Origin of the sequence: Psychrobacillus sp. NEAU-3TGS (genome assembly GCF_029955155.1) — a bacterium.
In the GTDB taxonomy this organism is placed as follows: domain Bacteria; phylum Bacillota; class Bacilli; order Bacillales_A; family Planococcaceae; genus Psychrobacillus.
In genome coordinates this window covers 289,246-314,960 of the sequence record NZ_JAPNOZ010000012.1, presented here as the reverse complement: position 1 = coordinate 314,960, position 25,715 = coordinate 289,246, and the positions used below count along the sequence as shown (strand labels likewise).

General features: G+C 36.1%; 23 protein-coding genes and 1 pseudogene. 12 read left to right on the top strand and 12 right to left on the bottom strand.

Features of this window, described 5'->3' with window-relative positions; translation table 11 throughout:
• Positions 1–249 precede the first annotated feature (249 nt).
• Positions 250–1,209 (top strand): nucleoside hydrolase, encoded by a 960-nt coding sequence (locus OR571_RS17875; protein ID WP_282244749.1) that lies wholly within the window; start codon positions 250–252, stop codon positions 1,207–1,209.
• Positions 1,210–1,214: 5 nt separating this feature from the next.
• On the opposite strand, the gene OR571_RS17870 is transcribed toward OR571_RS17875, so the two are convergent.
• From OR571_RS17870 to OR571_RS17860, 3 genes and pseudogenes are all read right to left on the bottom strand, one after another.
• Positions 1,215–2,339 (bottom strand): Ger(x)C family spore germination protein, encoded by a 1,125-nt coding sequence (locus OR571_RS17870; protein ID WP_282244747.1) that lies wholly within the window; start codon positions 2,337–2,339, stop codon positions 1,215–1,217.
• Positions 2,326–3,447: a GerAB/ArcD/ProY family transporter gene (locus tag OR571_RS17865; protein ID WP_282244746.1), complete on the bottom strand. Its 1,122-nt coding sequence runs from the start codon at positions 3,445–3,447 to the stop codon at positions 2,326–2,328. The genes OR571_RS17870 and OR571_RS17865 overlap by 14 nt, the downstream gene beginning before the upstream one ends.
• Positions 3,448–3,463: 16 nt before the next feature.
• Positions 3,464–5,001: pseudogene (locus OR571_RS17860) on the bottom strand (spore germination protein).
• A gap of 236 nt (positions 5,002–5,237) precedes the next feature.
• Here OR571_RS17860 and OR571_RS17855 point away from each other — a divergent pair.
• Complete coding sequence (locus OR571_RS17855; RefSeq protein WP_282244745.1) at positions 5,238–6,539, top strand: CitMHS family transporter; 1,302 nt, start codon at positions 5,238–5,240, stop codon at positions 6,537–6,539.
• Positions 6,540–6,739: 200 nt separating this feature from the next.
• On the opposite strand, the gene OR571_RS17850 is transcribed toward OR571_RS17855, so the two are convergent.
• Together OR571_RS17850 and OR571_RS17845 are read right to left on the bottom strand one after the other, a co-directional pair.
• Positions 6,740–6,997: a (4Fe-4S)-binding protein gene (locus OR571_RS17850; protein WP_282244744.1), complete on the bottom strand. Its 258-nt coding sequence runs from the start codon at positions 6,995–6,997 to the stop codon at positions 6,740–6,742.
• Positions 6,998–7,003: 6 nt separating this feature from the next.
• Entirely contained in the window at positions 7,004–8,674 is a 1,671-nt protein-coding gene (locus OR571_RS17845) for a ribonuclease J (protein WP_282244743.1), read from the bottom strand.
• A gap of 247 nt (positions 8,675–8,921) precedes the next feature.
• Here OR571_RS17845 and OR571_RS17840 point away from each other — a divergent pair, with 247 nt between their 5' ends.
• From OR571_RS17840 to OR571_RS17810, 8 genes are all read left to right on the top strand, one after another.
• Positions 8,922–10,307 carry an amino acid permease gene (locus OR571_RS17840; protein WP_282244742.1) on the top strand — a complete coding sequence of 462 codons (1,386 nt, stop codon included), beginning with the start codon at positions 8,922–8,924 and terminating at the stop codon, positions 10,305–10,307.
• Positions 10,308–10,485: 178 nt separating this feature from the next.
• Positions 10,486–10,962, top strand: a complete 477-nt coding sequence (locus OR571_RS22815; protein ID WP_348775059.1) for a catalase — start codon at positions 10,486–10,488, stop codon at positions 10,960–10,962.
• Positions 10,962–11,375, top strand: coding sequence for a DJ-1/PfpI family protein (locus tag OR571_RS22810; RefSeq protein ID WP_348775084.1), 414 nt, complete (start codon positions 10,962–10,964; stop codon positions 11,373–11,375). Before OR571_RS22815 ends, OR571_RS22810 begins: the two co-directional genes overlap by 1 nt.
• Before the next feature lie 322 nt (positions 11,376–11,697).
• Positions 11,698–12,537, top strand: coding sequence for an ion transporter (locus OR571_RS17830; RefSeq protein WP_282244740.1), 840 nt, complete (start codon positions 11,698–11,700; stop codon positions 12,535–12,537).
• Between the two features lie 2,121 nt (positions 12,538–14,658).
• Entirely contained in the window at positions 14,659–15,126 is a 468-nt protein-coding gene (locus OR571_RS17825; RefSeq protein WP_142536963.1) for a spore coat protein, read from the top strand.
• 32 nt (positions 15,127–15,158) lie between these two features.
• Positions 15,159–15,590: a spore coat protein gene (locus OR571_RS17820; protein ID WP_142536962.1), complete on the top strand. Its 432-nt coding sequence runs from the start codon at positions 15,159–15,161 to the stop codon at positions 15,588–15,590.
• A gap of 165 nt (positions 15,591–15,755) precedes the next feature.
• Positions 15,756–15,974, top strand: coding sequence for a spore coat protein (locus tag OR571_RS17815; RefSeq protein WP_282244737.1), 219 nt, complete (start codon positions 15,756–15,758; stop codon positions 15,972–15,974).
• Between the two features lie 251 nt (positions 15,975–16,225).
• On the top strand, positions 16,226–16,453 hold the full coding sequence (locus tag OR571_RS17810) for a hypothetical protein (RefSeq protein WP_282244735.1): 228 nt from the start codon (positions 16,226–16,228) through the stop codon (positions 16,451–16,453).
• Here the strand turns inward: OR571_RS17810 and OR571_RS17805 are convergent.
• From OR571_RS17805 to OR571_RS17775, 7 genes are all read right to left on the bottom strand, one after another.
• Entirely contained in the window at positions 16,433–17,539 is a 1,107-nt protein-coding gene (locus tag OR571_RS17805) for a copper resistance D family protein (RefSeq protein ID WP_282244733.1), read from the bottom strand. The two genes, OR571_RS17810 and OR571_RS17805, sit on opposite strands and share 21 nt — an antisense overlap.
• On the bottom strand, positions 17,536–18,099 hold the full coding sequence (locus OR571_RS17800; RefSeq protein ID WP_282244731.1) for a copper resistance CopC family protein: 564 nt from the start codon (positions 18,097–18,099) through the stop codon (positions 17,536–17,538). Before OR571_RS17800 ends, OR571_RS17805 begins: the two co-directional genes overlap by 4 nt.
• Before the next feature lie 199 nt (positions 18,100–18,298).
• A complete protein-coding gene (locus OR571_RS17795; RefSeq protein ID WP_282244729.1) occupies positions 18,299–18,772 on the bottom strand; it encodes a BclA C-terminal domain-containing protein in 474 nt (157 codons plus the stop codon).
• A gap of 246 nt (positions 18,773–19,018) precedes the next feature.
• Complete coding sequence (locus OR571_RS17790) at positions 19,019–19,642, bottom strand: exosporium glycoprotein BclB-related protein (RefSeq protein WP_282244727.1); 624 nt, start codon at positions 19,640–19,642, stop codon at positions 19,019–19,021.
• 282 nt (positions 19,643–19,924) lie between these two features.
• Positions 19,925–22,357: a DNA topoisomerase IV subunit A gene (parC, locus tag OR571_RS17785; protein WP_282244725.1), complete on the bottom strand. Its 2,433-nt coding sequence runs from the start codon at positions 22,355–22,357 to the stop codon at positions 19,925–19,927.
• The gene (gene parE / locus OR571_RS17780; RefSeq protein WP_282244723.1) at positions 22,354–24,327 is read right to left on the bottom strand and encodes a DNA topoisomerase IV subunit B; all 1,974 of its coding nucleotides are present in this window, start codon (positions 24,325–24,327) and stop codon (positions 22,354–22,356) included. The genes parC and parE overlap by 4 nt, the downstream gene beginning before the upstream one ends.
• A 274-nt stretch (positions 24,328–24,601) precedes the next feature.
• The gene (locus OR571_RS17775) at positions 24,602–24,808 is read right to left on the bottom strand and encodes a hypothetical protein (RefSeq protein ID WP_282244721.1); all 207 of its coding nucleotides are present in this window, start codon (positions 24,806–24,808) and stop codon (positions 24,602–24,604) included.
• On the opposite strand from OR571_RS17775, the gene plsY reads away from it, so the two are divergent.
• Together plsY and OR571_RS17765 are read left to right on the top strand one after the other, a co-directional pair.
• Complete coding sequence (plsY, locus tag OR571_RS17770) at positions 24,795–25,400, top strand: glycerol-3-phosphate 1-O-acyltransferase PlsY (protein ID WP_282244717.1); 606 nt, start codon at positions 24,795–24,797, stop codon at positions 25,398–25,400. The genes OR571_RS17775 and plsY overlap by 14 nt on opposite strands.
• Positions 25,401–25,419: 19 nt before the next feature.
• Positions 25,420–25,713: a HesB/YadR/YfhF family protein gene (locus tag OR571_RS17765; protein ID WP_282244716.1), complete on the top strand. Its 294-nt coding sequence runs from the start codon at positions 25,420–25,422 to the stop codon at positions 25,711–25,713.
• The last annotated feature ends 2 nt before the right edge of the window (positions 25,714–25,715 follow it).

The window sequence follows — 25,715 nt, the reverse complement described above, 5'->3', positions numbered from 1 at the left end:
GGAGGATTTTTTCATTCTCTTATATTTTACATTAGCAAAAGGGTAAAGCAAGAGTTTTCGGATAATTTAATCGCCTTAAATTCAGAGAAGTAAGATACATTAGATTACTGTAATTATATTATGTAAACATAAATAAATGATTTTCGTTAAGCAGCAAATGAAATACATGTTAGTAAACAGAATAAAGACAAACTACAACCGCATAGTATATTAAAATAAATTTGAAAAATAGAAAGTCGAGGGATCTCCTTGGGAAAGAAGGTATTATTATTTGGAGATATAGGCATTGATGATACAGTTGCGCTCATATATGCAAGCTTAAATAAAGAGGTAGAGATTGTAGGAATTGTTGCCGATTATGGGAATGTATCAAGAGAGGATGCAGTTTCTAATATTCATTACTTAACAAAGGTATTTGACTATCCTAATTTTATCCCTATCATTCACGGGGCCGAAGTGCCATTAACAGGGGAACAGCCAGCTTTTTATCCTGAGATCCATGGAGAACATGGATTAGGACCTATCATTCCCAACGATGATCAAGAATTTGAACTCGAAAACTTTTTGGAAATAGTGAAAATTATAGAGACTTACAAAAATGATTTAGTAATCATCAATATTGGGAGACTTACTTCTTTAGCAACAATGTTTATTCTCTATAGGGAATTGATGAATAATATAGAGGAGTATTATATTATGGGTGGAGCTTTTGGTGTACCAGGAAATGTAACAACCGTTGCGGAAGCAAATTTTTATGGGGATCCAATTGCTGTGAATATTGTGCTAACTTACGCAAATAATGTCACGATTATTCCGTTAAATGCAACACAAAAGGCGATTGTTACACCTGGCATGGTAGATTATGTTAACCAATTTGGGAAAACTAAAATCCTTAAATCATTGATGGAATATTATACTCACTTTTATCAGGAACGTGATCCTTCTTTACAAGGAGCACCTGTCCATGATGTTGTAACATTAATGGCGGTAATGCACCCTGAAATGTTCACCTTTAAATCATATCCCATCAGTATAGTACTTGACCTTGGAAGTCCTGCGAGAGGGCAAAGCATTGTGGAGAATCATCATTCCAATACGCAAAAAACAAACAAAAATAAAACGCATCGAATTGCTTTTGATTTAAATTATAATATATTCTTTCAACATTTTTTATCGGTCATGATTGGTCAACATCTTAATGGTGAGTAATATGCTTACTCAAAAACACCATCTCTAAGTATTTCAAACTTAACCTTTACATTTATCTTCATATTTTTATACATTTCATGCCATTTATCTTTCGTCAACTCAGAGTTTCTAACCGAGCTTCTATATTTATCGCCAAAGCCAAAGATATCCGATTGAACGCTTTGGGATTGAGCAACAATCCTTGTTAGCTCTTTTGATAAATTCTTACTTACCGCACTTTCAAGTGCTTCGATCACTTTTGGATCTCCTGTGTTTATGTCAGGATGTACCTCTAATAGTCTTGCTTTAATTTTTAACTGTACGTCAAACTCGGGGGTAGCCGGATCCACTAATTTCAATGTTCTTTTTGAGCGAATTGCATCAAACGCTACTGGCATTTCGGTAATCGTATCTTTCATCAAAGCGGGAGGTATATCCTCTTTTTGTAAGATAGTTTCAAATATGCCTGCCTTAAAATTATCTCTCATGATTTTTAGATAAAAGCTATCTTCCACTGGAAACGCGCTTACCATTTTGCCCTCATGAAATAAGGCAACACCGGTCAATTCGACGAATTCTTCATCTCTATTTATAATAGGCATCGCAATATCCTTGCCCTTCATATAGTAATCGTGTGCAATTTCATGCAAGGTAGAAGAAATCATGTGTTCATTTTTAATATTTTGTTCCATTAATCTATATATATGTTGACCAATATCATCTATATTTTTATATTCGTGTTGAAGTAATTCGGAAGTTTCTCCTTCTACAACTGCCAAATACAGCCCATTACTAACAGACGGATTTTCTAGGAGGGAGTCTATGTAAAAGTGAAGGTCACCTTTTGCCACTTCTTCGCCAAACAAAACGACTCGCATCTGACCGACTGTAATTTTTTTGGATAACTTTCGATTGGCTTTCATTCTATTTCCTTTACTTGTTTCGTTTTCCGTTGTAATCACTTCAACATTACTTTGAAATTCAGGGTTTATTTCTCTAACAACCGCAGTTGTGGAAATTTTTTCTTCTGTCCCGACATCATAGCCTACTAAAGTGGTTAATCCTACCCGATCCAATATATTTGTCTCTGTACAACCGACTAAAATGCTGACTAGAACAAGAAGAATAAAATAGATCCTAAACTTTCTCATTATTTTGCTCCTTCTTTGATGTAAATTTCTTTTTCAGCATCACTATGAGCAGTAAAATTATAGGATAGACAAAGATTATATAAAAAGCTATATTTCCAAATTGGGTATTAATCATATTTATCTGGGACCTACTTTGGACAAATATTGTCGCTATAAATACAAGCAGGGAAAAAATCCAAACAAATTTTGTTCCGCTAATTTTAATAACTCTGTGTGCACCGCGATAAGCAGCCCATAAATAAAGACATAGATTCGGTAGGATGATCAACATCCAAAAACAAATTGCGACAAATTCAAATCGTTCCATAAAAGGAAAACTAATAAAGCTGAATAAAGTTAATGTTGCCCAAATCGTTTTCTCTAACTTTCCTTCGCTATAATATGTGAGAGAGACGAGCATTACAATTAGATAAAGGATTGTTGTGAATAATAAGCTAAAATGTACATTCTTTTTCACATTTTCTTTATCTTTTACAAAAGGATACATGATTTGAATTATTTCAAATCCAATAATCGTAAAGGCCATCGATTTTGCGCCTTTTAAAATAGCAATTATATCCTCTTCTAAAATGGGGTAAAGAGCCTCTATATATGCATATTTTAAAGGAAATAATAGCATTGGGATAATCCATAAAGCGAGCATAATACTAAAAAAAGAAACGCCAACAATTACCCGAAGTCCTCCTGAAAATGCATATATAATAATTATTATTAAAGTCGCAGAAAGAAACCACGTAGCTAATCCGGGAAAAATCCATGTCTGAATAACTTCAATATAATTTCGCAAGACGGAGAAAAATGCGATACCACAATACAATATATAAATAACATTAAAGAAATTTCCAATCCATTTTCCGTAAACTTCTTGATGGATTCCATAAAGATCATTGGAACCGTATATTTCTAATGTTTTAATCATACATAAAGCGACGATATGAGTGGCAAGACCTGCAATAAGAACAGAAATCCAGGCATCTTTTTCTGCATCTTGATAGACAACACGCTGAAACCCATGAATACCAACCCCGACTTGAGCGCTATGAACTACAAAAAAAACTAAAGAAGCATTAATCATATCTTTCGGGTTAATTTGTATTGAACTCTTCATTTATTCCACCTTCAGTTCAGCTTTTTTCCGGTTTTACGGGTTCAGGATCGAATTTCTCTTGGTCAGCCGGTCTTGTGATAGACGCTCTTTTCGCTATAAATGGCAAGGGAAATTTGATAATGCTATCCCGCATATCTTTCAACCTTGGTGGATAATAAGGAGACAAATATGGTGCTCCCAAGCTTGATTGACGTAAAAGATGGATGAGTAGAAAACAAAAAGCAAGCATTATTCCATAAAATCCCCAAAATCCAGCGATTAAAATGATAGGGAAACGTATTAGCCGGATGACATTCCCCATCGTATAACTTGGTGTTGTAAAGGAAGCTAGTGCACTTAAAGCAACAAAAATAAGTAAAATATTACTCGTGATTCCTGCTTGTACGGCTGCTGTTCCAATAACTATACCCCCTACTATACCAATTGTTTGACCGATCTTTGTAGGTAGTCTCGCCCCAGCCTCTCTCAGCAATTCTATGATTAACTCAAGGAGTAATGCTTCAAATACAGGTGGGAAAGGGACTAACGCCCTCGATTCGCTCAATGGAACTAAGAGGGCCTGGGGTATTACTTCATAATGAAATGTAAGCGCCCCTACATAGATAGGTGTTAGAAAAACAGAGAGAAAAATTGCAGTAAATCTTAGTAAGCGAGCAAAAGTGGCTACTTGCCATCGTAAATTTTGATCTTCTCTACTCTCAAAGAATTCCACAAAAGCTATAGGACAAACTATTGCCAGAGAACTACCTTCGACTATGACTCCCAATTTACCATTAAAAGACCATCACAAAACCTGTCTGGTCTTTCCGTTAAAAGCATTTGTGGAAAAGGCGAAAGCGTGTTGTCATCAATCATTTCCAGAAGTACGGCGCTATCTAGTAAAGCATCCACATCCACTTCTTGTATCCTTTGGCGAAGTGTATTAACCATTTGATCAGAAGCAATACCCTTCATGTATAAAAGAGAGAGGGAAGTGTGTGTACGCTTACCAACTTTCAACTCTTCATTACATAGATTGGGACTTATAATATAGCGACGAACCAAAGAGATATTAGTGGAAAGACTTTCATTGAACCCGACCTGCGCTCCAATTACTTGTGATTCATTCTCAGGCGTTGATAAACTCCGCGATTCTCGTTTAAGGATAGGGGCCAAGACCACTTTTGAATAACCATTCACATAGATAAGAACACTTCCATTTACTAGTGAAGCGATTGTTTCTTCTAACTCATTAGAAATATTAACCTCTGGTATCGAAAGGGCAGGCCAAATGGCTTCCGGTGTTTCAAAAAAATTATTTTGTAGATTAGTTATAATATGCTCGTTTAACGTTTGATCATTTACTAAATTATTTATGTATATAAGGGTTAGATTGGGAGGAATGGATTTAATGATTAGATCAGCAGGATTATTGGTAGCATCTTTTATCAACTGAGTAAAATCGTTTTCTGAAGGAGCAATCACTTCTACATTTTCTTTAACGACATTTTCTTTAACTGCATTCGTTTCTTCAGATTTTTGCTGTTTCTTTTTGAAAGGTAGTTTAAATTTCATCAATAATAGCTCCTCTCATTTCTTGCTTAGTTTATAGAATAGGCTTTTATGTAAGTATCTATACTTATTTATGTAATTTCTCCTGTAGCTAAATAAAAATATAAGATGCATCCACATATTGTTTACAATTTTCTAAAAAATTAAACTTGACTTAATAGTGTATACTTTATAAAATATATTGCATATACATAGAAAATTCGTGCTTCAACGTGCGTATTAGAGGGGAATTATTGTTTATGTTGGCTTTGTTGGGTTTTTTGATGATTGTAACTTTTCTATTTTTAGTGATTACTAAGCGACTCTCAGTTGTAGTAGCTTTTATTGGGGTAGCGATTGTATTTGCGCTCATTGCAGGATTTGGTGCTGATATGGGAGAGATGATGATGGCAGGTATCCTCAAAGTTACTCCCACTGCGGTAATGATTGTTTTTGCCATCCTTTATTTTGGTTTAATGATTGACGTTGGTTTGTTTGATCCAATGATTAATCGAATTTTAACGCTTGTAAAAGGGGATCCATTGAAGGTTGTTTTAGCTACTGCTGTTATTACTATATTGGTAGGTTTAGATGGAGATGGTTCTTCTACGTTTATGGTATCTGTTACTGCCATGCTTCCTTTATACATACGACTTGGGATGAGTCGTTTAGTGCTAGCCTGCGTAGTAGCTTTGGCTGCAGGGGTGATGAATATTATTCCTTGGGGTGGACCGCTCGTTCGAGCAGCAGCGAGCCTTCAAGTGGAAGTAGCAGATTTATTTATCCCGTTAATTCCCGTGATGATAGCTGGTTTATTGTGGACGTTATTTTCTGCCTATTTGTTAGGGAAGAAGGAAAGAGCAAGACTAGGAGTAATTGTGTTGGAAGAGCCATCCACATCTGTGGCAGAACTAGCAGCAACTACTGTTGAGCAAAAAGGTATTTCTAAAATTTATTGGTTTAATCTTTTCTTAACTATCGTATTAATGGTTTTACTTGTAATGGATATATTGCCGATTGCTATTTTATTTGCCACAGCATTTGCCATTGCTTTAGTAGTTAACTTCCCAGATGCACAAAAACAACAAGATCAAATTTTACGCCATGCAAATAACTTTGTCATGATTAGTACGATGGTTTTTGCAGCAGGAATTTTCACAGGCATTTTTAGTGGAACGGGAATGATGGATGCGATGGCGGAGACGCTCGTTTCAGTAATTCCTGAGTCGCTTGGAAGTCATATGCCTGTTATTGTAGCATTAACTAGTATTCCAATGGGCCTTGTATTTTCTCCGGACGCTTACTACTTCGGTATTCTTCCCATCCTGAGTGAAACAGCTGCTGGTTTTGGAATTGATCCAGTAGAAATAGGACGAGCTGCATTATTAGGACATTCAACTGCTGGATTCCCGCTGTCTCCATTAGTGCCAGCTACCTTTATCCTAATCGGGTTAGTTGGAGTTAACTTTGGTGAACATCAAAAATTCTTATTTAAATGGGCTTTTGGTACTTGCGTTGTCATGACGATTGCAGCCGTATTGACTGGTGCGATTACATTATAATTATAAAAACGCTACTGCAAAAAAATGCAGTAGCGTTTTTATCGGTTAGGAAACTATAGAAGAATAGTGAAGGGAGATACTTCAAAATAGGGCTTCCGCAGTAGCAAATAATCGCCAGTTTGCCGCTATTGTCATATTTCCATTTTATGATTCCCCGAATCTAGGTTGACTAGGGTACTGGAGCTTTAGCTATTTTGTACTTAAACGAAGAATGAGTCATTTTTTTCTATATATATCAATGCTTCACTTGGACAGGTTGCGATTACTCTTTTTACATCTTCTCTAAGTGCAGCATCAGGTAGTATCCAAGGTTTTCTATTCATGTTAAAGGTAGCGGGTAAATATTTTAGACAATTGGCAGCATGTGTACATTTACCGGTATGAAAATAGACATCTACTTCATGACCGGTATATTTCTTATAACCTCTCTGTAGTAAATCTTTTGTATCTTCTTCCATGAAATATCACACTTCGATGATAATCGGAAGGATCATCGGCTTCCGCTTTGTACGAGAATAGAGGAGCTGCTCCACTGATTTTTTGATGCTTTGTTTCAGTACACGTTGATTTTTATTTTTGTCTTTCATTTTATAAATAGTTGCTTGCACGGTTTCATTCACTTCGTTAATAAGCTCACCAGATTCTGGTCCATATATAAAACCTCTGGAAATGGTATCAGGACCAGAAATAATTTTTCCGGCTGATTTACTTATCGTCGTAACAATGACTAGCATCCCGTCTTCTGAAAGTACTTTGCGATCGCGTAAGATGATTTCACCAACATCTCCAATACCTATTCCATCTACAAAAACATTTCCAGCGTCAACACTTCTTGTTTGAATGGCCTCATTGTTCTCAATATCTACGACGTCACCATTACTAACAATGAAAATGTTTTCAGAATGGACTCCAACAGATTCCGCTAGTAATTTGTGCTGATGAAGCATTCGATATTCTCCGTGAATAGGGACAAAGTATTTTGGTTTCATCAACGTAAGCATTAGCTTTAACTCTTCCTGGCACGCGTGTCCTGAAACATGCAAACCAGTAACACTACCGGAACCATAAATTACTCTAGCTCCTAGTTGAAATAAATTATCTACTATCCGAGAAATACTCCGTTCATTCCCCGGAATGGGTCCTGCTGCTAGAATGACAGTGTCTTCCGGAAGAACCTCTGCCTGCCTAAAGTTTGAGCTCGATAAACGGGATAATGCCGCCATCGGCTCACCCTGGCTCCCTGTACATAGAATAACCACTTTTTCTGGATCCATCGAGTTGACTTCATTTGCTTCTATAATCATACCCTCAGGAACTTCCAAGTATCCCCGATCAATCGCAACTGCTACTACATTGACCATACTACGTCCAAGTAAAGCAATTTTGCGGTTTGTCTTAATTGCTGCATCTACAATCTGTTGAATCCGGTGCACATTGGAAGCGAATGTAGAGATGAAGACTTTCCTAGGTGCATGGCGAAATGCTTCTTCTATATGATCTCCTACGAGCTGTTCCGAAGGAGTAGAACCTGGTCTTTCTGCATTCGTACTTTCGGATAGGAGCAGTAAAACACCATTTTCGCCTAGCGCCGCCATTTTGTGAATGTCAGGACCGTGTTTATCAACCGGGGTCCAATCAAACTTAAAATCTCCTGTATGCACGATTGTCCCCTGTGAAGTATGAAAAGCTATTCCAAGACAGTCCGGAATACTGTGACTAGTTTTAAAAAAGGTTGTCCTAATCGTGCCAAACTGTAGCTCCGACTCACTATCTATTAGAAACAACTTTGTTGATCTTAAGAGGCCATGCTCCTTTAATTTAATTTCAATTAGCCCTAACGTTAAATTAGTAGCATATATTGGGACGTTTAGTTGCTTTAAGAAGTAGGGGATACCTCCCGTGTGATCTTCATGTCCATGTGTTACAATAAGTGCCCTAATTTTTTCTTGATTTTCTTTTAAGTACGAAATATCTTGGATGATTAAATCAATACCTAACAGACTTTCATCTGGAAATTTAGAACCGCAATCAATGACGATAATGTCATCCTCGGATTGTAACACATACATATTTTTACCGATTTCATTTACGCCACCGAGCGCAAAAATCGATATTTTTTGATTTGTTGTATTCATTATATTTTTCCTCCACTTCAAAATCATATTTAAAGTATTGCCTTTTCCACATCTTTTATAAGTGAGTTTAAATGGTTTTTTAAAACTTAAAATAATAATCATCATGTAGAATATTTACCTTTTTCGGAATTATGAAAAATCGTATATTGTCGAATAGACTAGTATTATGCTAGACTGTTATTTATATTAAAATTTTTAATCATTTTAATAATGGAAATCGTTTGAACTAGAGAAAGAGGGCGACTATATGCAAGAACAACAGCTAGCAAGAGGTTTAAAAAACAGACATGTTCAGTTGATTGCTATTGGAGGTGCAATTGGGACTGGCTTGTTTTTAGGAGCAGGTAAATCTATTCACTTAGCAGGGCCTTCCATATTATTTGCGTATTTGATAACAGGGATTATTTGTTTTTTAATCATGCGTGCACTGGGAGAACTACTTCTATCGAATTTAAACTATCATTCTTTTGTAGATTTTGTACAAGATTATATGGGTAACATGGCAGCATTCATCACAGGATGGACGTATTGGTTCTGCTGGATCTCTATTGCGATGGCAGACTTAACGGCAGTTGGACTTTACACGCAATACTGGCTTCCTGACGTACCTCAATGGATGCCCGGATTAATCGCACTTGTTATTTTGCTAGTTATGAATCTAGCAACTGTAAAGCTCTTTGGGGAAATGGAATTCTGGTTCGCATTGATAAAAGTAATTGCTATTTTAGCATTAATTGTCATCGGTATTTTCATGATTATTAAAGGGTTTTCAACCGATGCAGGGGCATCCAGCTTCTCAAATATTTGGGGCAATGGGGGCATGTTCCCAAATGGTATAAATGGATTTATCCTCTCCTTCCAAATGGTTGTGTTTGCGTTTGTCGGAATAGAACTTGTTGGACTTACAGCAGGAGAGACAGAAAATCCTGAAAAAGTAATTCCAAAAGCAATCAATAATATCCCGATTCGTATTTTGATATTCTACATCGGTGCACTGATTGTCATTATGAGTATTTATCCATGGAATGCAATTAATCCAATGGAAAGTCCATTCGTTCAAGTTTTTGTAGCGGTTGGTATTGCTGCAGCTGCTGGTATTGTTAATTTTGTTGTGTTAACATCTGCCGCTTCTGCATGTAACAGTGCTATATTTAGTACAAGCCGCATGCTATTTTCATTGGCTAAAGATAAAAACGCACCCGTACCGTTAACAAAATTGACTACACGTCAAGTGCCTTCCAATGCATTGTTCTTTTCCACAATCGTTATTCTAATTGCTGTTGTATTGAACTATGTAATGCCAGAAGGAGTGTTTACTCTAATCACTAGTATTTCTACCGTATGTTTTATCTTTATTTGGGGAATTACAGTAATTTGTCATTTAAAATATCGTAAAACAAGACCTGAACTAGCTAAAGTAAATAAGTTCAAGATGCCACTTTATCCATTTGCAAATTACTTAATCCTTGCTTTCTTAGCTTTTGTTCTTGTCATTTTAGCGCTTGCAGCAGATACACGAGTTGCGTTATTTGTAACTCCTGTATGGTTTATTTTGCTGATTGTAGTTTATATGATTAGAAAAACAAAGGTTAAAGGTACTCTTGTAGACACTGCTTCCGTTGAAAACCATTGAGAATAACTTACTGATCTAATTGTGAAATCCTCTGTCTTTTTTTTAGACAGGGGATTTCTTTTTTCTATCATTTGAACAAATTATTTTTTCATAAGAGTGAAAGACACGAAATGAATAATGTTAGTAAGTATGCATAGAGTTAATGGTGGAGTAAAAAACCGATTTGGTAGGTGATTATGTGAATGATAATACATCACAGGAAGGCAACAGAAATGTGGATGAAAATAGCAAAAATGAACAATTAGAACAATTTCGTGTACAAAATACAGGAAAGCCATTAACAACAAATCAATCGAGAATAATATCAAACGAAGAGGACCAATTAAAAGTTGGTGTCTGCGGTCCAACATTACGGCAGGATTATGATTTCTTTGAAAAGATGACCCATTTTGTTCATGAGCCGATACCTGAAAGAAAAGTGCATGCAAGAGGGTACGGAGCTCACGGGGAGTTTGAATGTTATCAATCTATGAAGCAATATACCAAAGCCGGTTTTTTACAGGAAGCTGGGAAAAAGACTTCAGTATTTGTTCGGTTTTCCACTGTACAAGGGAGCAAAGGATCGAAGGATACAGCAAGAGACTTACGTTGTAAAGGCGTTAAATTCTATACAGAAGAAGGAAATTATGATCTAACTACTATTGCTATGCCTTAATTAGCAATGGCTTTAATGGGCAAGAAGTAACATCTGTACTAAATTTCTTACAGCAAAATGGAGTTTTTATGGAGATTGTTAGTGAAAGGCTTGGCATAGTAACCGGTGATGACGGAACACAAATCCAAGTCAATAAGACTTTCCTTACATCTAGTCCCTATTTAGTTGACTCCGTTTATGTGGTTGGAGGTAATGTGGAAAATAAACCAAAGCTAAAACAAGATATTAAGTATTTCGTGAATACCGCATATAAAAACTTTAAACCAATTGGTGTTGCCTCCACAGGACAGACTTACATTAAAGCCTCTGATAAGAATAACCTGGTTGGTGTTGTTTCTTCGATTAATAATCCAAACTTTAGTAATGAATTTGTCTCTGCAATCGCTCAGCAACGTTTTTGGGATAGAACATAATGAGAAACTACTAACCGATCTTTCCTTTCTATAGGAAAAATCGGTTTTTTCATACGACTTGGAATAGAGATGCGGATCTCCTAGTTATTAAGCAGTTGGAGATACAACAAGCTGTCGCAATAACTGGGAATTGATATCTTTTGTCATTAGCTCTTGTTGCTTAGATAGAAATAATGAAAAGAGGCTTTAGGAATACAAAAGCAATCTGCTGGGTAAACTAATTCTAGAATAAATATATCTTTTATAGTGATATTTCAATTTAAAATGGGGTAATGATAGATAAAGTGCCCCAAGGTGCTTTACAAACTTGGAGAGTGATCGGATGAAGATAAAGGGATTTAGTATTATTTACGAGTTTTTTATCTTTCTATTAATCTTATTATATTTAACAATAACTATCGCAGGATATACTGGCAGTGAAATCCTAGAAGCTAAACAAATCAAATGGATAGATTATAGCCTCATCTTCTATTTTTTTATAGAATACATAATCAGATTAACAATCGCCTCCGATAAAGGGAAGTTTGTTAAAGAAAATATATTTGACCTAATAGCTATCATCCCTTTAGATGCTTTTTTCAAAGTGGCACGATTAATGCGTCTAGTTCGTTTGTTTCGAATAATGAAGGTTTCTAAAACGTTACAAGGTATTTTCAAATCTGGTGGCTTAAACTATGTATTTGCTTTCACTCTCATCGTTTTAACATGGGGCGCTACAAGCAATTTTATATTAGAGAAGGGGCATAACCAGAATATTAACAGCTTTTTAGATTCTATTTGGTGGGCAGTTGTAACAGTCTCTACTGTAGGATACGGAGATATTTCCCCCGTTACTATGGGAGGTAGAATAATAGCAGGAATTCTAATGCTAGTTGGCATTGGATTAATCGGCTCTATCACAGGGAGTATGGCTATGTATTTTTCAAACCTTGAGCGCACAGTGGAGAGGGACAATAAAGCCATAGAAGAGAATGAGGACGATTTTGTACCATATATTACTCGACGGTTAGCAAAAATCGATATGTTGGATGAAGAGGAAATAGAACACCTCATTGACTCTATAAGAATTCGACATAAGAAAAAAGGAACCATTCGAGATGATGAAATGACCAAAGCAAATGATACGGTGGGAGGAAGTACAAATGGTATGTCAAAAATGTAAAGGGACGGGTACGATCAAAATATTCCTTCCCATACCGATGGAAGTAAAATGCCCTGTTTGTAAGGGAAGAGGAACAGTGTAACACTCTTTGTAAAAGGATCTCTATTCAGTATATCGACTAGTGACTGTAAGAACTGTTTGATTAAAACAAATGATGATTCGAACTTCATCTCACTAGAAAGCACTGGCATGGACTATCTATTCAAAATACACTTCAACATTGAATTGAGGGCTATGCAAGTTCGCCTAAAGCTACCTATATTTCTATAACAAATGAAGATAAAGTCCAGCTGTCCATGAGATTGCAACCACTATTACAGAAGGTGAAAATAACACAGTAAAAATCATTTCTCAATTATAAGCAATGCCTGAAGAACTAGTAGAATTAGTCATAATAAATGCTAAAGAAAAAATACAGGCGGTTTAATCACTGAATAACAGACAGAATAGGCGAAACTACTAAGATCATACGTAATAATGCTTCCCAAACGAATAGGTTGGCATTAAACGCAACAATTGAAGCGGATCGGGAGGAAGAGTGAGGGAGAGGTAACCCATTCGCAATTTAATAAGACATTAAAAACTTTCGAAGTGCTTGCATCGAAGAAAACTTGAGTAATACTTTTGTAGATGATGAAACAATTTGAATTAATAAGAATAAACAACTGAGAATATTTTTGTTCTCAGTTTATTTTGATTTACGGAACGTTGGTTCGCAAATTGAATTGGGTATAATTGAAGAATGATGTTGCAAAGCTATCTGAAATCGTATATAAACATGCAGACCCAGAAACTTTCATATATGCAAAAGAGTTTTTATGTCTTAACAAGCGCAAAAACCATATCTTGTTGAAGATTCAAATGATCAAGTAAGATGGAGAAAATAAATAACGGAAAATTAATCCTCGCGCCAAATACTTCACGCATTGTATATAAGGTAATAATTAAACAATTAATTTTAAATTAAAAATACAAGTTGCAAATAATAACACATGTGTAAACTACTTAATTGGGTCTGGATTAGAGTTGTTGTTTTTAGTGAAAGCAAAACCACTTTTAGCAGAAGTGAAAAGCCAAAAGATCGTGTAGAATTCAGTTCATCTTATGATAAAGAGCTTGTGGAGCAAGCTAAACGATTTGGCAAAAGTAAAAGAGTAACTATGAATGAGATAATTGAAAACAGCATACAACATTTTAATTTAAACAAATGATAGAAGAGACTTCGAAAATGTAACCTTTTATTATTTTTTATTTTTAGTTTACATAATATATATTATACAAAGCTGCGTTTCAATAAAGAAGTATACTTGAAACAGTGAGATATTTGAAAGAATTTATTAAAAAAGCTAATTTATATGTTTAAAACCCAAACGTTAAGAAAACGCATTTTCTATCAATTCTTAGAATGTCTTATTTTATTTTGTTTTAATCCAGTCTTTTATCTATCTTACTTTGCATATTTATATTGTTGAACCCTTCGAACTTATATGAGTTTTTTTATTCTATCATTATTCCTTTAATTTTTCTCAAAATTACATCCTTTCTAAAATGTCATTTGCTAATTCAATCTCTCTGCAATCAGTAATCGCTATTTGCTTAGTTACCTTATTTAAACATTCACTTGACCTAATTCCTTTAATTGGAATAAGTTGTGATTTAACTTCTCAATGCTTCAAGTACAGCATGTCTTCCCCACCCAAAGCATTTTTTCGCTTTTTCTTTGTTTTTCAGCAAATTCACTACACAATTTCCAAGATTCCTAAATGATTATGGTTAGGAATAAGCAATTATTAAATGTATGTACGAAAGCCCTGTACTTCTCTTTTTAAGCTCCCCAATAAGCAATCTATATGAATAGCCTTTAAGGTCATATTATTTATTGAAGTTCTTTATATCATACGCATCACTATAAAAAAACCCCAATTGAACAATACCTAAACTACACATATTTGCTATTTATCCAGATTGCAATATTCCCAAAAAAGAAGTAAATGTTATCTTTCAGTTTTTTGATAGTTAAATGAACTATATCAATATTTAACTTGTTCATATGTTACAGAAGCAAGGTTTAAATTAATCCCTTTTTCAACCCTGCCAATAAATAGGAAAGGAGATTATACAATGAGTCAGCGGAAATACTGCGAACAATCTGAAAATTATTATCCAATGGGGATGGAACACCAAACTAAGCATTGGAATGATGATTTCTCTAATGATGCAACTGTTCTACAAGACATCGATCAGCTCTCTTCGGTTCATCAAGAATCAGATGAATTAATATGGATTAGAAATTCCTGCAACATCAGCGTTCAGACCACAGATACACAAGCAGCGGTTTCTCTTCAAGTAGGCTTACAACTTGCTATTGCTTTAGTTGTAAGTATTGCAATCGGCGATAGTGACCGTAGCCATGCTGTTGCGCAAGACATCTTCCAACAATTTAATGACGAACAAACTAATAAACAAGTAATCTATATTGATAACTCTAAAGACGTTAATATCGTAACTACTGATACAGATTTATCAGTCAATATTCAGGTACTTCTAGAAGTTTTGGTTGCATTAATAATTAAATTAGATGTTCTTTAATGAAAAAAGAAAAAACGAAAAGAGGTGAAATAATGAGTAAAAGCAAATGGAGAGCATTAGATCATTGCGATGACAAAGGAAAAAACAATGATGCAGATGTTCAACAAAATGGAGAACAAATTGTGACCACTAAACAGCAATCTAAGGAATGGATCATCGTAAGGGATTCAGAAGGTGTTGATATTCAAACAACGGATACTCAAGCAGCATTGTCTTTGCAACTAGGTATTCAAGCAGCAATTGCGGCAGTTATTAGCCTTACAATTGGAGATACAGCTCAAGGCAGAGCGGTAACTCAAGATATGAAGCAATTTGTAAAAACAAAACAACAAAACGTTCAAAAAACGATAGTTGAGGGATCAAGAAATATATCAGTTACAACAACTGACACCGATGTGGCAGTGAACATCCAAGCAATGCTTCAAATTCTTGTTACATTAGTAGCTAAGTTAGACATTCTCTAATATATTTTGCAACACAAAATAAACTCCCTCTGTCGTGTCGGGCTTATTTTGTGTTGCTTTATTTTTATTTCAGTATAACTTTTGTGTGTTTGAAATAGTATTCCTCTTCTCCTCTTTCATGATAACTGCATATATTAAAAATGATAATAAAAAGGAGTGATGAGTATGAGCGAACTACCTAAAAAAACAAATGCTATTCCTAACAAGGTCATTGATTTATTAGTAAGTGATACCCTCCGTAAAAATGGCATAAATCTCGATGATGCAAAAGGAAAACTATCCTCGGACCAAAAACAGATGCTTAAAGAACTAGTAGAAGAACTAACGACACAGGTCAATGAATTTGTCGATAAAACGACCTCACCAAAAAAAGGTAACAAATAAGTTATATAAAGAACGCCTTTGACAGAGGCGTTTTTTATGTAGAATTCCTTAGTCTAGAGCTAAACAATTGAGATCTTCTCTTCGATTGCTTTAATAATTAAGATTTTCTACAGTGAATCTCCCTCCCTCTCCGAGCACCTGGTAGGCAATAAGATTAAGGGTCTAATTTTCAATATGATAATGCTTGTTTATTGCTCTAAAATAATATACTCTATGACTTGAAACAATCAATTTGATGAGGAGTGATTTATATGGCAAAATCAGCTGCCAAACGAAAAAGAACACATTTACTACGTAATACAGGTAAAGATGTTACAAAATTACGCAACGAGATCGACTTCAGTACCCATGTTCGATTGACGAAAACAAAAAAGGAAAAACTACAGCATCATGAAAACAAATATAAAAAGCATTTCCAACAAGGTCAATATCCCGATGGAAATGCTTTTTATATTTGTTTATACAACCTGCACGCTTAAAAGTAACGCTAAGTATGCAGAAATGACAACTAAAATGCTCATGGTAAAAGAAAATAATGGCGGCATTTTTTTGAAAAAAGATAGGATACTTACCGTAAAGAAACAAAGAGATACAACTGCTAGCAATATACCGTCTAATTTAGGCATTAATTGGACGTTTAAACTAGGTTGAATAGCTCCATCGTAGAATAATCCAAACAAAGGAGAAATCCCTTCAGAACTCAATATATCCGCTAAATTACTAGGTGGGGATTGCTGACTCATTGCTCCAGTAGCTACGAAAATAAGTAAAATGACAAAGAATTCAACTTTTGTCCATGGTCTAGGATCAAAACTCTCTTCTTTTTGCAACTTTCTCTTCATCACAATTCCATTTACGAATGCATACCCGACTAATGGTATAATGAGCAAATGCTTGATAAGCAAGCTTTGACCGTAAGAGAGCATCCAAGAATCTGTATAAGAGCTCCATTCCATCGATAGATTCATAAGAGATAGTCCTGTAATGATTACAATGGCAAAACAATACAAAGCCATGATATGAAACCACTTCAAAAAGTTAACCCAATTTTCCGTATTAAGCGAAAACCAACTGACGATTAGTAAAATGCCCACCCAAACAACGACGGATGCATAGTGCATGAAATGGGTGATAAAACCTTTCACTGGAGAAATCGAGCTTGCATGGCCAGCCATTCCAAGGACTGCAATTAAGACAAAAATCAATATAATTCCAATAATAGGATAAATAGCGGCTGTTTTCTTATCAAACAAGCATATATACATGCCTAAAATAATCAAAATGATTGCTAAAAATAACCATGACTTCCCTACCTCAAAAGTGAAAATTATAGTTTTTAGCGTTTGCCACAGACCATAATCTTCATATAAAAAAGTAACCAGACTTATCAGTGGTGCAAATGAAAAAATAATGATACCCGCAACTGCAATAAGCTTAATTTTCTTGGAGATGATTATTTTAGGTTTTAAATCAGCTGGAAATAACGAAAATATATAACTCCCCATTAACAAGGCGAAGCACGTATAAACAAGTGCTTCGCTAATTGTTGTTAGAAGAAAAATCATTTACTTTTTCTCCGTGTCATAAAAAAGATTGCTGCAGCTAATACAACTACAATCCCAATAATAAGTCCAGTATTGCTACCCTTATCTTGTTCCGCGTCAGCTGAAGCAGTTTCTTCTGCAGCTGGCTCTTCTTCCGCTACTTCTGGTTCTGTAACTTTCGTTTCTTCCACTGTCTCTGTTGCTGTTTCGTCAACAGTATCTTCTGTAATTGGGGCATTTAATACGAAGTCTACTTCCCCTTCAATTGGATGACCATCGATTCCAACGATTTTCCAAACAATTTTATAGGGACCATTTTCTAAATTTCCTTCTACATTACCTGTCATTACATTATCGTTTACGGCTAAGTTTGTAATATCCATGGATTCATTCGAAGCATTCACTAATTCGAATGAGCTTGTTTCCTCAATTTTCGTCATATAAGTTAAGGTGATTTCATCCAAACTTTGAGTTACCGTAGTCCCTTGAGCTGGATCCGAACTCTCTAAACCTGTGTGTGCAAAAGCCTGTGTACTGAATAAAAATAAACAAGCGATTGTCATTAAAATAATTTTTTTCATTTTCTTCCTCCAAATTTATATATTTACTACTCCTATATACTTATACCATATAGTTATGAAGAAAGAATGAAATGCGCATTTTTGTAGAATTCTATTAATAAAATTGCCTTAAACAAAAAAGCGCGGCATCCTATGACTATTAGGACATCGCACTTTTTCTTGTTAAATCATAAATAAAACCTATGGCTTACAGAACACTCTAAGCTCCAAGTCTATGAATGGATAAAGATGCATTGAGCACGCCTTGTCCATCATCAGTCCCTATTAGAGTATCGGCAGTATTACCTACATTTCTTAATAGTAGTGTTGAGTTAGCTGGAACACTTATTATTGCTGAACCAGTCAATGTCTGATTGGTACCTGCTGGACTTGTAGCACCATAACGAGTAGCAGAGTTAGGAACTTCTACACCATTAAGAATTAATGCATACGCCGACATCTGAGGCCCATCGACAGCGATTGTATATTCTACTAAATAGTCTCCTGCTCTTGGAATCAAAATAGCTGCTGTACCTGGAGTATGGCTGATGCTAACTAATGGTCCGTTACCGCTAAAGTTTACATTACCACCAGAAGCTACTGTTTGGGTAGGAAAGTTAAAGACATATCCATAAGCTGGTCTATTGGTAGTTACAATTCGGGGGCTAAGAGAATTACATCCACAATTACACATATTATCACCTCCTTTCTCTGCTATTCTATTCATAGAATTGAAGTAGGGACGGGGATTATAACTAAATCTTTTGAGATTAATAAAACTAATTTATAATTTATTGAATAGACTCATTTATAAACTTACTCAGAGATTAATTGTGTGAGAACCTTCCCCCTGCTTTTAATTAGCATTAATAAAGCCCCTTTCATTGTTTAAATGAAAGGGGCTTGAGATAAAAAAGATGTTCTGACTACATCTGCTTAATTAGTCAATAGTTATACCTGCACTTGCGAAACCAGCAACGACATCTGCAGCTGTTAATCCAGTCGCAGTTACTGAAAACACCATAAGTAGACGGTCACCTGGTGCTACCGGAACAGAGAAATTCGCCGCTGATCCAGTGCTTAATACGCCTGCTGCTATAGGAGCTGTTAAAGATGGAGCTAATACTACGGTTGCAGCTGTAGGACTGAAGATGTTAGATCCAGCTGGTGCACGGTAGACTTGAGCGCGGATTGTAGCAGTTCCAGTAAGAACTGTTCCGGCTACAAGTGTATTGAAGTTTGCAGAAATAGCAGTTACGTTACCTGCACGTGGAGCAGTAAAGGCTTCGGTTGCAGCTAGACCAGTTACGTCTATTAAACCTCCAACTAGGGTAATACCTGTAAGGGCAGAACCAAATCCAATAGTACTTACAGTACTAACTAATCCACCAATGGTAGTAGCTAATAAAACTGGTGTAGTAATACCTGAAGCGAACGGTATAACCGAAGCGCGAGAACTCGCAGGTGGAATAATGCAATCCGCGTCAACAGCTACAAAAGGTCCAAGGTTAGTGCAACGACCGAAGTTACATCCACAGTTACACTGAGAATTATTACAACACATATTATCACCTCCTTTCTCTGCTATTCTATTCATGGAAAAACAGGGTGAACGGGGGTTTTAACTATATCTCTAGGTAAGTTTATAAAATATTTTAAACTAGAGTTATAAAAACTCCCTCCATTTTTCAGAAGATTACAAAAATATGATTAGAGTTACTCAATTTTTGTATTCTTTGACCTAGATTAGAACTCTCCTATAGACTAAGCAAAATAAAAAAGCATTTCACAATAGGTATACTACCTAATGGAAATGCTTTTTGTTTAGATTCTAGGTTATGTTGACTTAATCTTTTTCTTCAATCGCTTGCTTCCATACTCGAACAAGTTGACCGTCTTTGCCTGTGTCAACGACGAGCGATCCATTGGAATAGCGATCTACTGGACGTAGGGTGTTCAGTTTAACAATTTCTTGAATTCCTTTTTCTGTTTCTAAAATGAGTTCCTCTTTTTTATTTGTTAACAACACTGCAAATACTTTGTGTGGATTTGATTTTAGCTCTCGAAGGGTGACGATGCCTCGTTTAGCTCGTGCGCCTGATTCGATTTCTTTCAATGCCATTTTCTTTACTGCCCCGCGATGTGTAACTAATGTTATATCATCCTGGCTATCTAAAGGTATGACATTTACACTCACCACATAGTCGTCTTCTTTTAAGCTTATACCTTTCACTCCGCCTGTTTTCACTCCGGTAATAGGTACTTCATCTAAAGAGAATCTTACAGAATAACTTAAGTGCGTCGTTAATAGCACGTCATCAGAAGGAGCGACCAGCTGTGCTAGGATCATCTCATCATTTGCCTTTAGATTAATCGTTTTAATCGGTCGAGCATATCGTTGTACAACATAATCCGATAATAAGGATCGCTTAATTTGTCCATCTTTCGTGGCAGTTAATACACATAAATCTTGTTCAAATGAATCAATGCCAATTGCATTAATGATTGTTTCATTTGTATCTAACGGAACAATGCTAGAAATATGCTGACCTAAGTCTTTCCAGCGTATATCAGGTAACTCATGTATTGGCTGATAGATATAATTCCCTTTTGACGTAAAGAGAAGTAAATGATGCTGTGTATTGATCGAATCTTGATATAGCAAATAATCTGATTCTTTAATAGCAAAATCCTGTCCGTTAGATGCGGTAAATGATCTCACACTTGTACGCTTAATATAACCATCTTTAGTTACTGTTACGATTACTTCTTCACTTGGAATAAGCACGTCAAGTGTTACTTTGATCTCTTCTATTTCCTCTTCGATTGTCGATTTACGTGGCTCAGCAAACTTCTTCCTTACTACTAACAATTCTTTTTTAATTACTTTCATTAGAACTGATTCTTTTGCAAGAATACTTTCTAATTCTTTTACTAGTGCATTTAATGATTCTTCTTCTTTTTGTAGCTCCGTAATATCCGTATTTGTTAATCGATATAGTTGTAAGGAAACAATTGCCTCTGCTTGAGGCTCAGAGAATTCAAAAGCGGCTATTAAATTATTTTTGGCATCTCGTTTATCTTTAGAAGCACGGATTGTTCGGATGACTTCATCTAAAATAGATAAAGCTTTCATGAGACCGGCTACTATATGTAGACGATCTTTCGCTTTATGTAGATCAAATGCGGTACGGCGAGTAACTACTTCTTTTTGGTGATCGATGTATGAATCTAATAATAAAGGCAATGTCATCATCGTTGGTCTACGATTGTGGATCGCAATCATGTTGAAGTTATAGGTTACTTGTAAGTCTGTATTTTTGAATAAAAACTGTAAAATACCATATGCGTCTACTTCTTTTTTCATCTCTATAACGATTCGTAAACCACTACGGTCCGATTCATCACGGACGTCTGCAATGCCATCTAAGCGCTTGTCATGACGCTGTTCATCAATTTTTTTGACCAAATTTGCCTTATTCACTTCAAACGGAATCTCCGTAATAACAATCTGTTCTTTGCCGCCTTTGATCGTTTCTATTTCTGTTCTAGAACGTACAACAATTTTCCCTTTACCTGTTTCATATGCTTTTTTGATGCCATCTACACCTTGAATAATTCCTCCAGTTGGGAAATCAGGACCTTTGATCACCGTCATAAGCTCTTCTATAGTTGCTGCTGGGTTTTCTATACGCATTAATACCGCGTCTAGCGCCTCGTGTAATGCATGTGGAGGTATATCTGTAGCATAACCGGCAGAAATCCCAGTAGAACCGTTAACGAGCAAATTTGGAAAGCCAGCAGGTAACACGACTGGTTCTGTATCCGAATCATCAAAGTTTGGTATAAATTCTACCGTATTTTTATTGATATCATTTAATAACTCTTGTGAAATAGCAGAAAGTCGCGCTTCCGTATAACGCATAGCCGCTGGTGGGTCACCGTCCACAGAACCATTGTTTCCTTGCATCTCTATAAGCATATGGCGGAGTTTCCAGTCTTGGCTCATACGTACCATTGCTTCATAAACAGAACTATCTCCATGTGGATGATAGTTCCCGATTACATTTCCGACTGTTTTAGCAGATTTACGGAAAGGCTTGTCATTCGTATTGCCTTCATGCAACATAGCATATAATATACGACGCTGTACGGGTTTTAACCCGTCTCTTGCGTCTGGAAGTGCACGGTCTTGAATGATGTATTTACTATAACGTCCAAACCGGTCGCCGATTACTTCTTCTAGTGGTAAATCTTGATAACGTTCGGTTTGTGTCATACTACTTCATCCTCCGTGTGTATTCTTTCATTTTCTAAAATATTGGAATCATCTTCTAAGCTGAAGTTAACGTTTGATTCGATCCATTTACGACGAGGCTCTACTTTATCGCCCATTAATGTCGTTACATGTCTTTCCGCTCTTGCGCCGTCTTCGATAGTTACGCGTATCAGCGTGCGAGTTTCTGGATTCATCGTTGTATCCCATAGTTGGTCTGCATTCATCTCTCCAAGCCCTTTATAACGCTGAAGCATGAAACCTTTACCAACCTTTTTCGTAGCTGCATCCAGTTCTTTTTCTGTCCATGCATATTCGAACACTTCTTTTTTGCCTATTCCTTTAAAAACTTTATAGAGTGGTGGTAGTGCAATATAAATTTTTCCATGCTCGATCAATGGTTTCATATAGCGATAGAAAAAGGTCAATAAAAGAACTTGAATATGGGCACCATCTGTATCGGCATCGGTCATAATGACGATTTTATCATATGCAATATCCGCAATTTGAAAATCTGCTCCTACACCACCGCCAATTGCATGGATAATAGTTGAAATCTCTTCATTTTTCATAATATCCGCAAGTTTTGCTTTTTCCGTATTAATAACTTTGCCTCGTAAAGGCAAAATTGCTTGGAATGTACGATCTCGACCTTGCTTTGCAGAGCCTCCAGCTGAATCTCCTTCGACTAGGTATAATTCATTTTTAGCTGCATTTCGCGACTGAGCGGGCGTTAACTTACCTGAGAGAAGCGTATCGGAACGTTTACGCTTTTTCCCGTTTCGTGCATCCTCTCGCGCTTTACGAGCAGCTTCTCTTGCTTGTTGTGCTCGAATTGCTTTTCTTATCAAAGAAGCAGTTAACTCTGCATTTTCTTCTAGAATATATTGCAGTTTTTCGGAAATAACCCCGTCTACTGCACTCCTTGCTTCACCCGTTCCGAGCTTGCCTTTTGTTTGGCCTTCAAATTGCAAAATGTTTTCTGGAATTCGTACAGAAACAATGGCAGAGATTCCTTCTCTAATATCGGAACCGTCTAAGTTCTTATCTTTTTCTTTTAACAAACTTGTTTTCCGCGCATATTCGTTAAAAACTCGTGTCAAAGCGGCCTTTGCTCCCGTTTCGTGTGTTCCACCATCTCTTGTACGTACATTATTAACAAAAGATAGTATTGTTTCTGAATAGCCGTCATTAAATTGAAATGCAAACTCTACTTCAATTTCATCTTGCGCGCCTTCCATATAGAACACTGGGTGAAGCACGTCTTTTTCTTCATTCAAATAAGAAACGAAAGCTTGGATTCCCGTTTCATAGTAAAAAATATCATGAGCGCCCGTACGTTCATCTTCTAGCTCGATTTTAAGTCCTTTCAGTAGAAAAGCTGATTCTCTCAGTCTTTCGCATAATGTTTCGTAATTATATTTCACCGTAGAGAAGATTGTGTTATCTGGTAAGAAGTGCACGGATGTTCCGGTTTCTTTCGTCGTTCCTACCTCTTTTAACGATTGGACAATTTTCCCTCCGTTTTCGAAGCGCTGCACAAATTTTTTGCCATCTCTGTGAATAATAACTTCCACATAGGATGAAAGCGCGTTTACAACAGAAGCTCCAACACCATGAAGGCCACCACTCGTTTTATATCCACCTTGTCCGAATTTCCCACCGGCATGTAATACAGTGAAAATAACTTCGGCAGTTGGAATTCCCGTTTTATGCATTCCGGTCGGCATTCCCCGACCATAATCTCGCACCGTAATACTTTGATCCGTGTGTATCGTTACTTTAATATGATCACCGAACCCAGCTAAGCTTTCGTCGACCGAGTTATCTACTATTTCATAAACTAAATGATGCAAACCTCGTGCATCAGTTGAGCCTATATACATACCAGGTCTTTTACGAACGGCTTCTAAACCTTCCAAAACCTGAATATCGTCATCACTATAGCTCGTTAATCTTTCTTCTTTACTCAAATACGTTCCCTCCAAAAAACAAAACATCTGTTCTTCATTCTCTATTAAGCGTACAAACAGATAATCATTATGTCAATACTTCCAAAAGAAAATTGCAAGGCAAAAGCAGCCTTTGCAAACTAACCAGGCAACTAAGAGGCCAGAGTTTAATTGTAGGTAATTATCCATTAGATTGCAATCTGCCTTTGTGTAGGATTCTCTATCCTAGTGCAATATTCCTTCTTTAAAGATTGGTTCATCCTCTATACGAGAATTACATGTAACATCCATGTTATCAATCTTCTTGGATGTTGTCCTGTTCTAAGTATACCTCTATTTTAACATTTTGTTCGTTAAATATTGTTGGAGTAGCAAAGTAATCATATTTTTGTGGAAGTTCTTTTTCTTTACATTGAACAAAATGAAGCGTGCGTGGTAAACTGAAGTAGTTCAATATAATATTAGTTTCATAACTAAAGGAGTATGCTATGACGATCATCATTTTACTTTTACTTGCCTATATAATTGGGTCTATCCCTTCCGGCTTATGGATAGGGAAATTATTTTATAATACAGATATTCGTGAGCATGGCAGTGGTAATTTAGGTGGAACGAATACGTTTCGTACGCTTGGTAAAAAAGCAGGACTAATTGTTACGATTATGGATATTTTAAAAGGGACAGCAGCAACACTTTTAGGCTATTTGGCTATATTTGAATCTACTTCTGTACATCCGCTTATTCTTGGGATTATTGCTGTAATTGGGCATATGTTTCCCATTTTTGCTAACTTTAAAGGTGGAAAAGCGGTTGCGACGTCTGGTGGTATTTTACTTGCTTACAACTGGCCACTTTTCGTACTGTTAGTTGTAGGATTTTTTATTATCTTAAAGATAACGAAGATGGTTTCGTTAACCTCCATGATATTAGCAGTGATTGCACTTATTTATTCGATTGTTTATTACTTTACAGTGGAAAAGGATTGGCCCTTAATTGCGATGCTTGTTTTAATAGCCGTATTTATTTTTTATCGTCACCGCGCGAACATCGAACGTATTAAAAAAGGAACGGAACCTAAGGTTAAGTGGATATAAGGAAGGCTTGGTGATTTGTATGAAAATCTTTATCTCGCAAGATGCATGGACCTGGTTTCAAAAGGAAATGGAAGTAGGCTCTGGAGATACTATCCGTTTTTATGCACGCTACGGCGGATCTAGTCCGATACAGCAAGGTTTTTCGCTTGGAATGACCAAGGATACACCGTTTGAACCTGTTGTTACAGTGAAACTTGGAGAAGTATTATTTTTCATAGAAGAAGTAGATGAATGGTATTTCGATGGACATGATTTGCATGTAGATGTAGATCACAAGTTAGATGAGTTAGCCTATACGTATAAAAAAGCGTGATT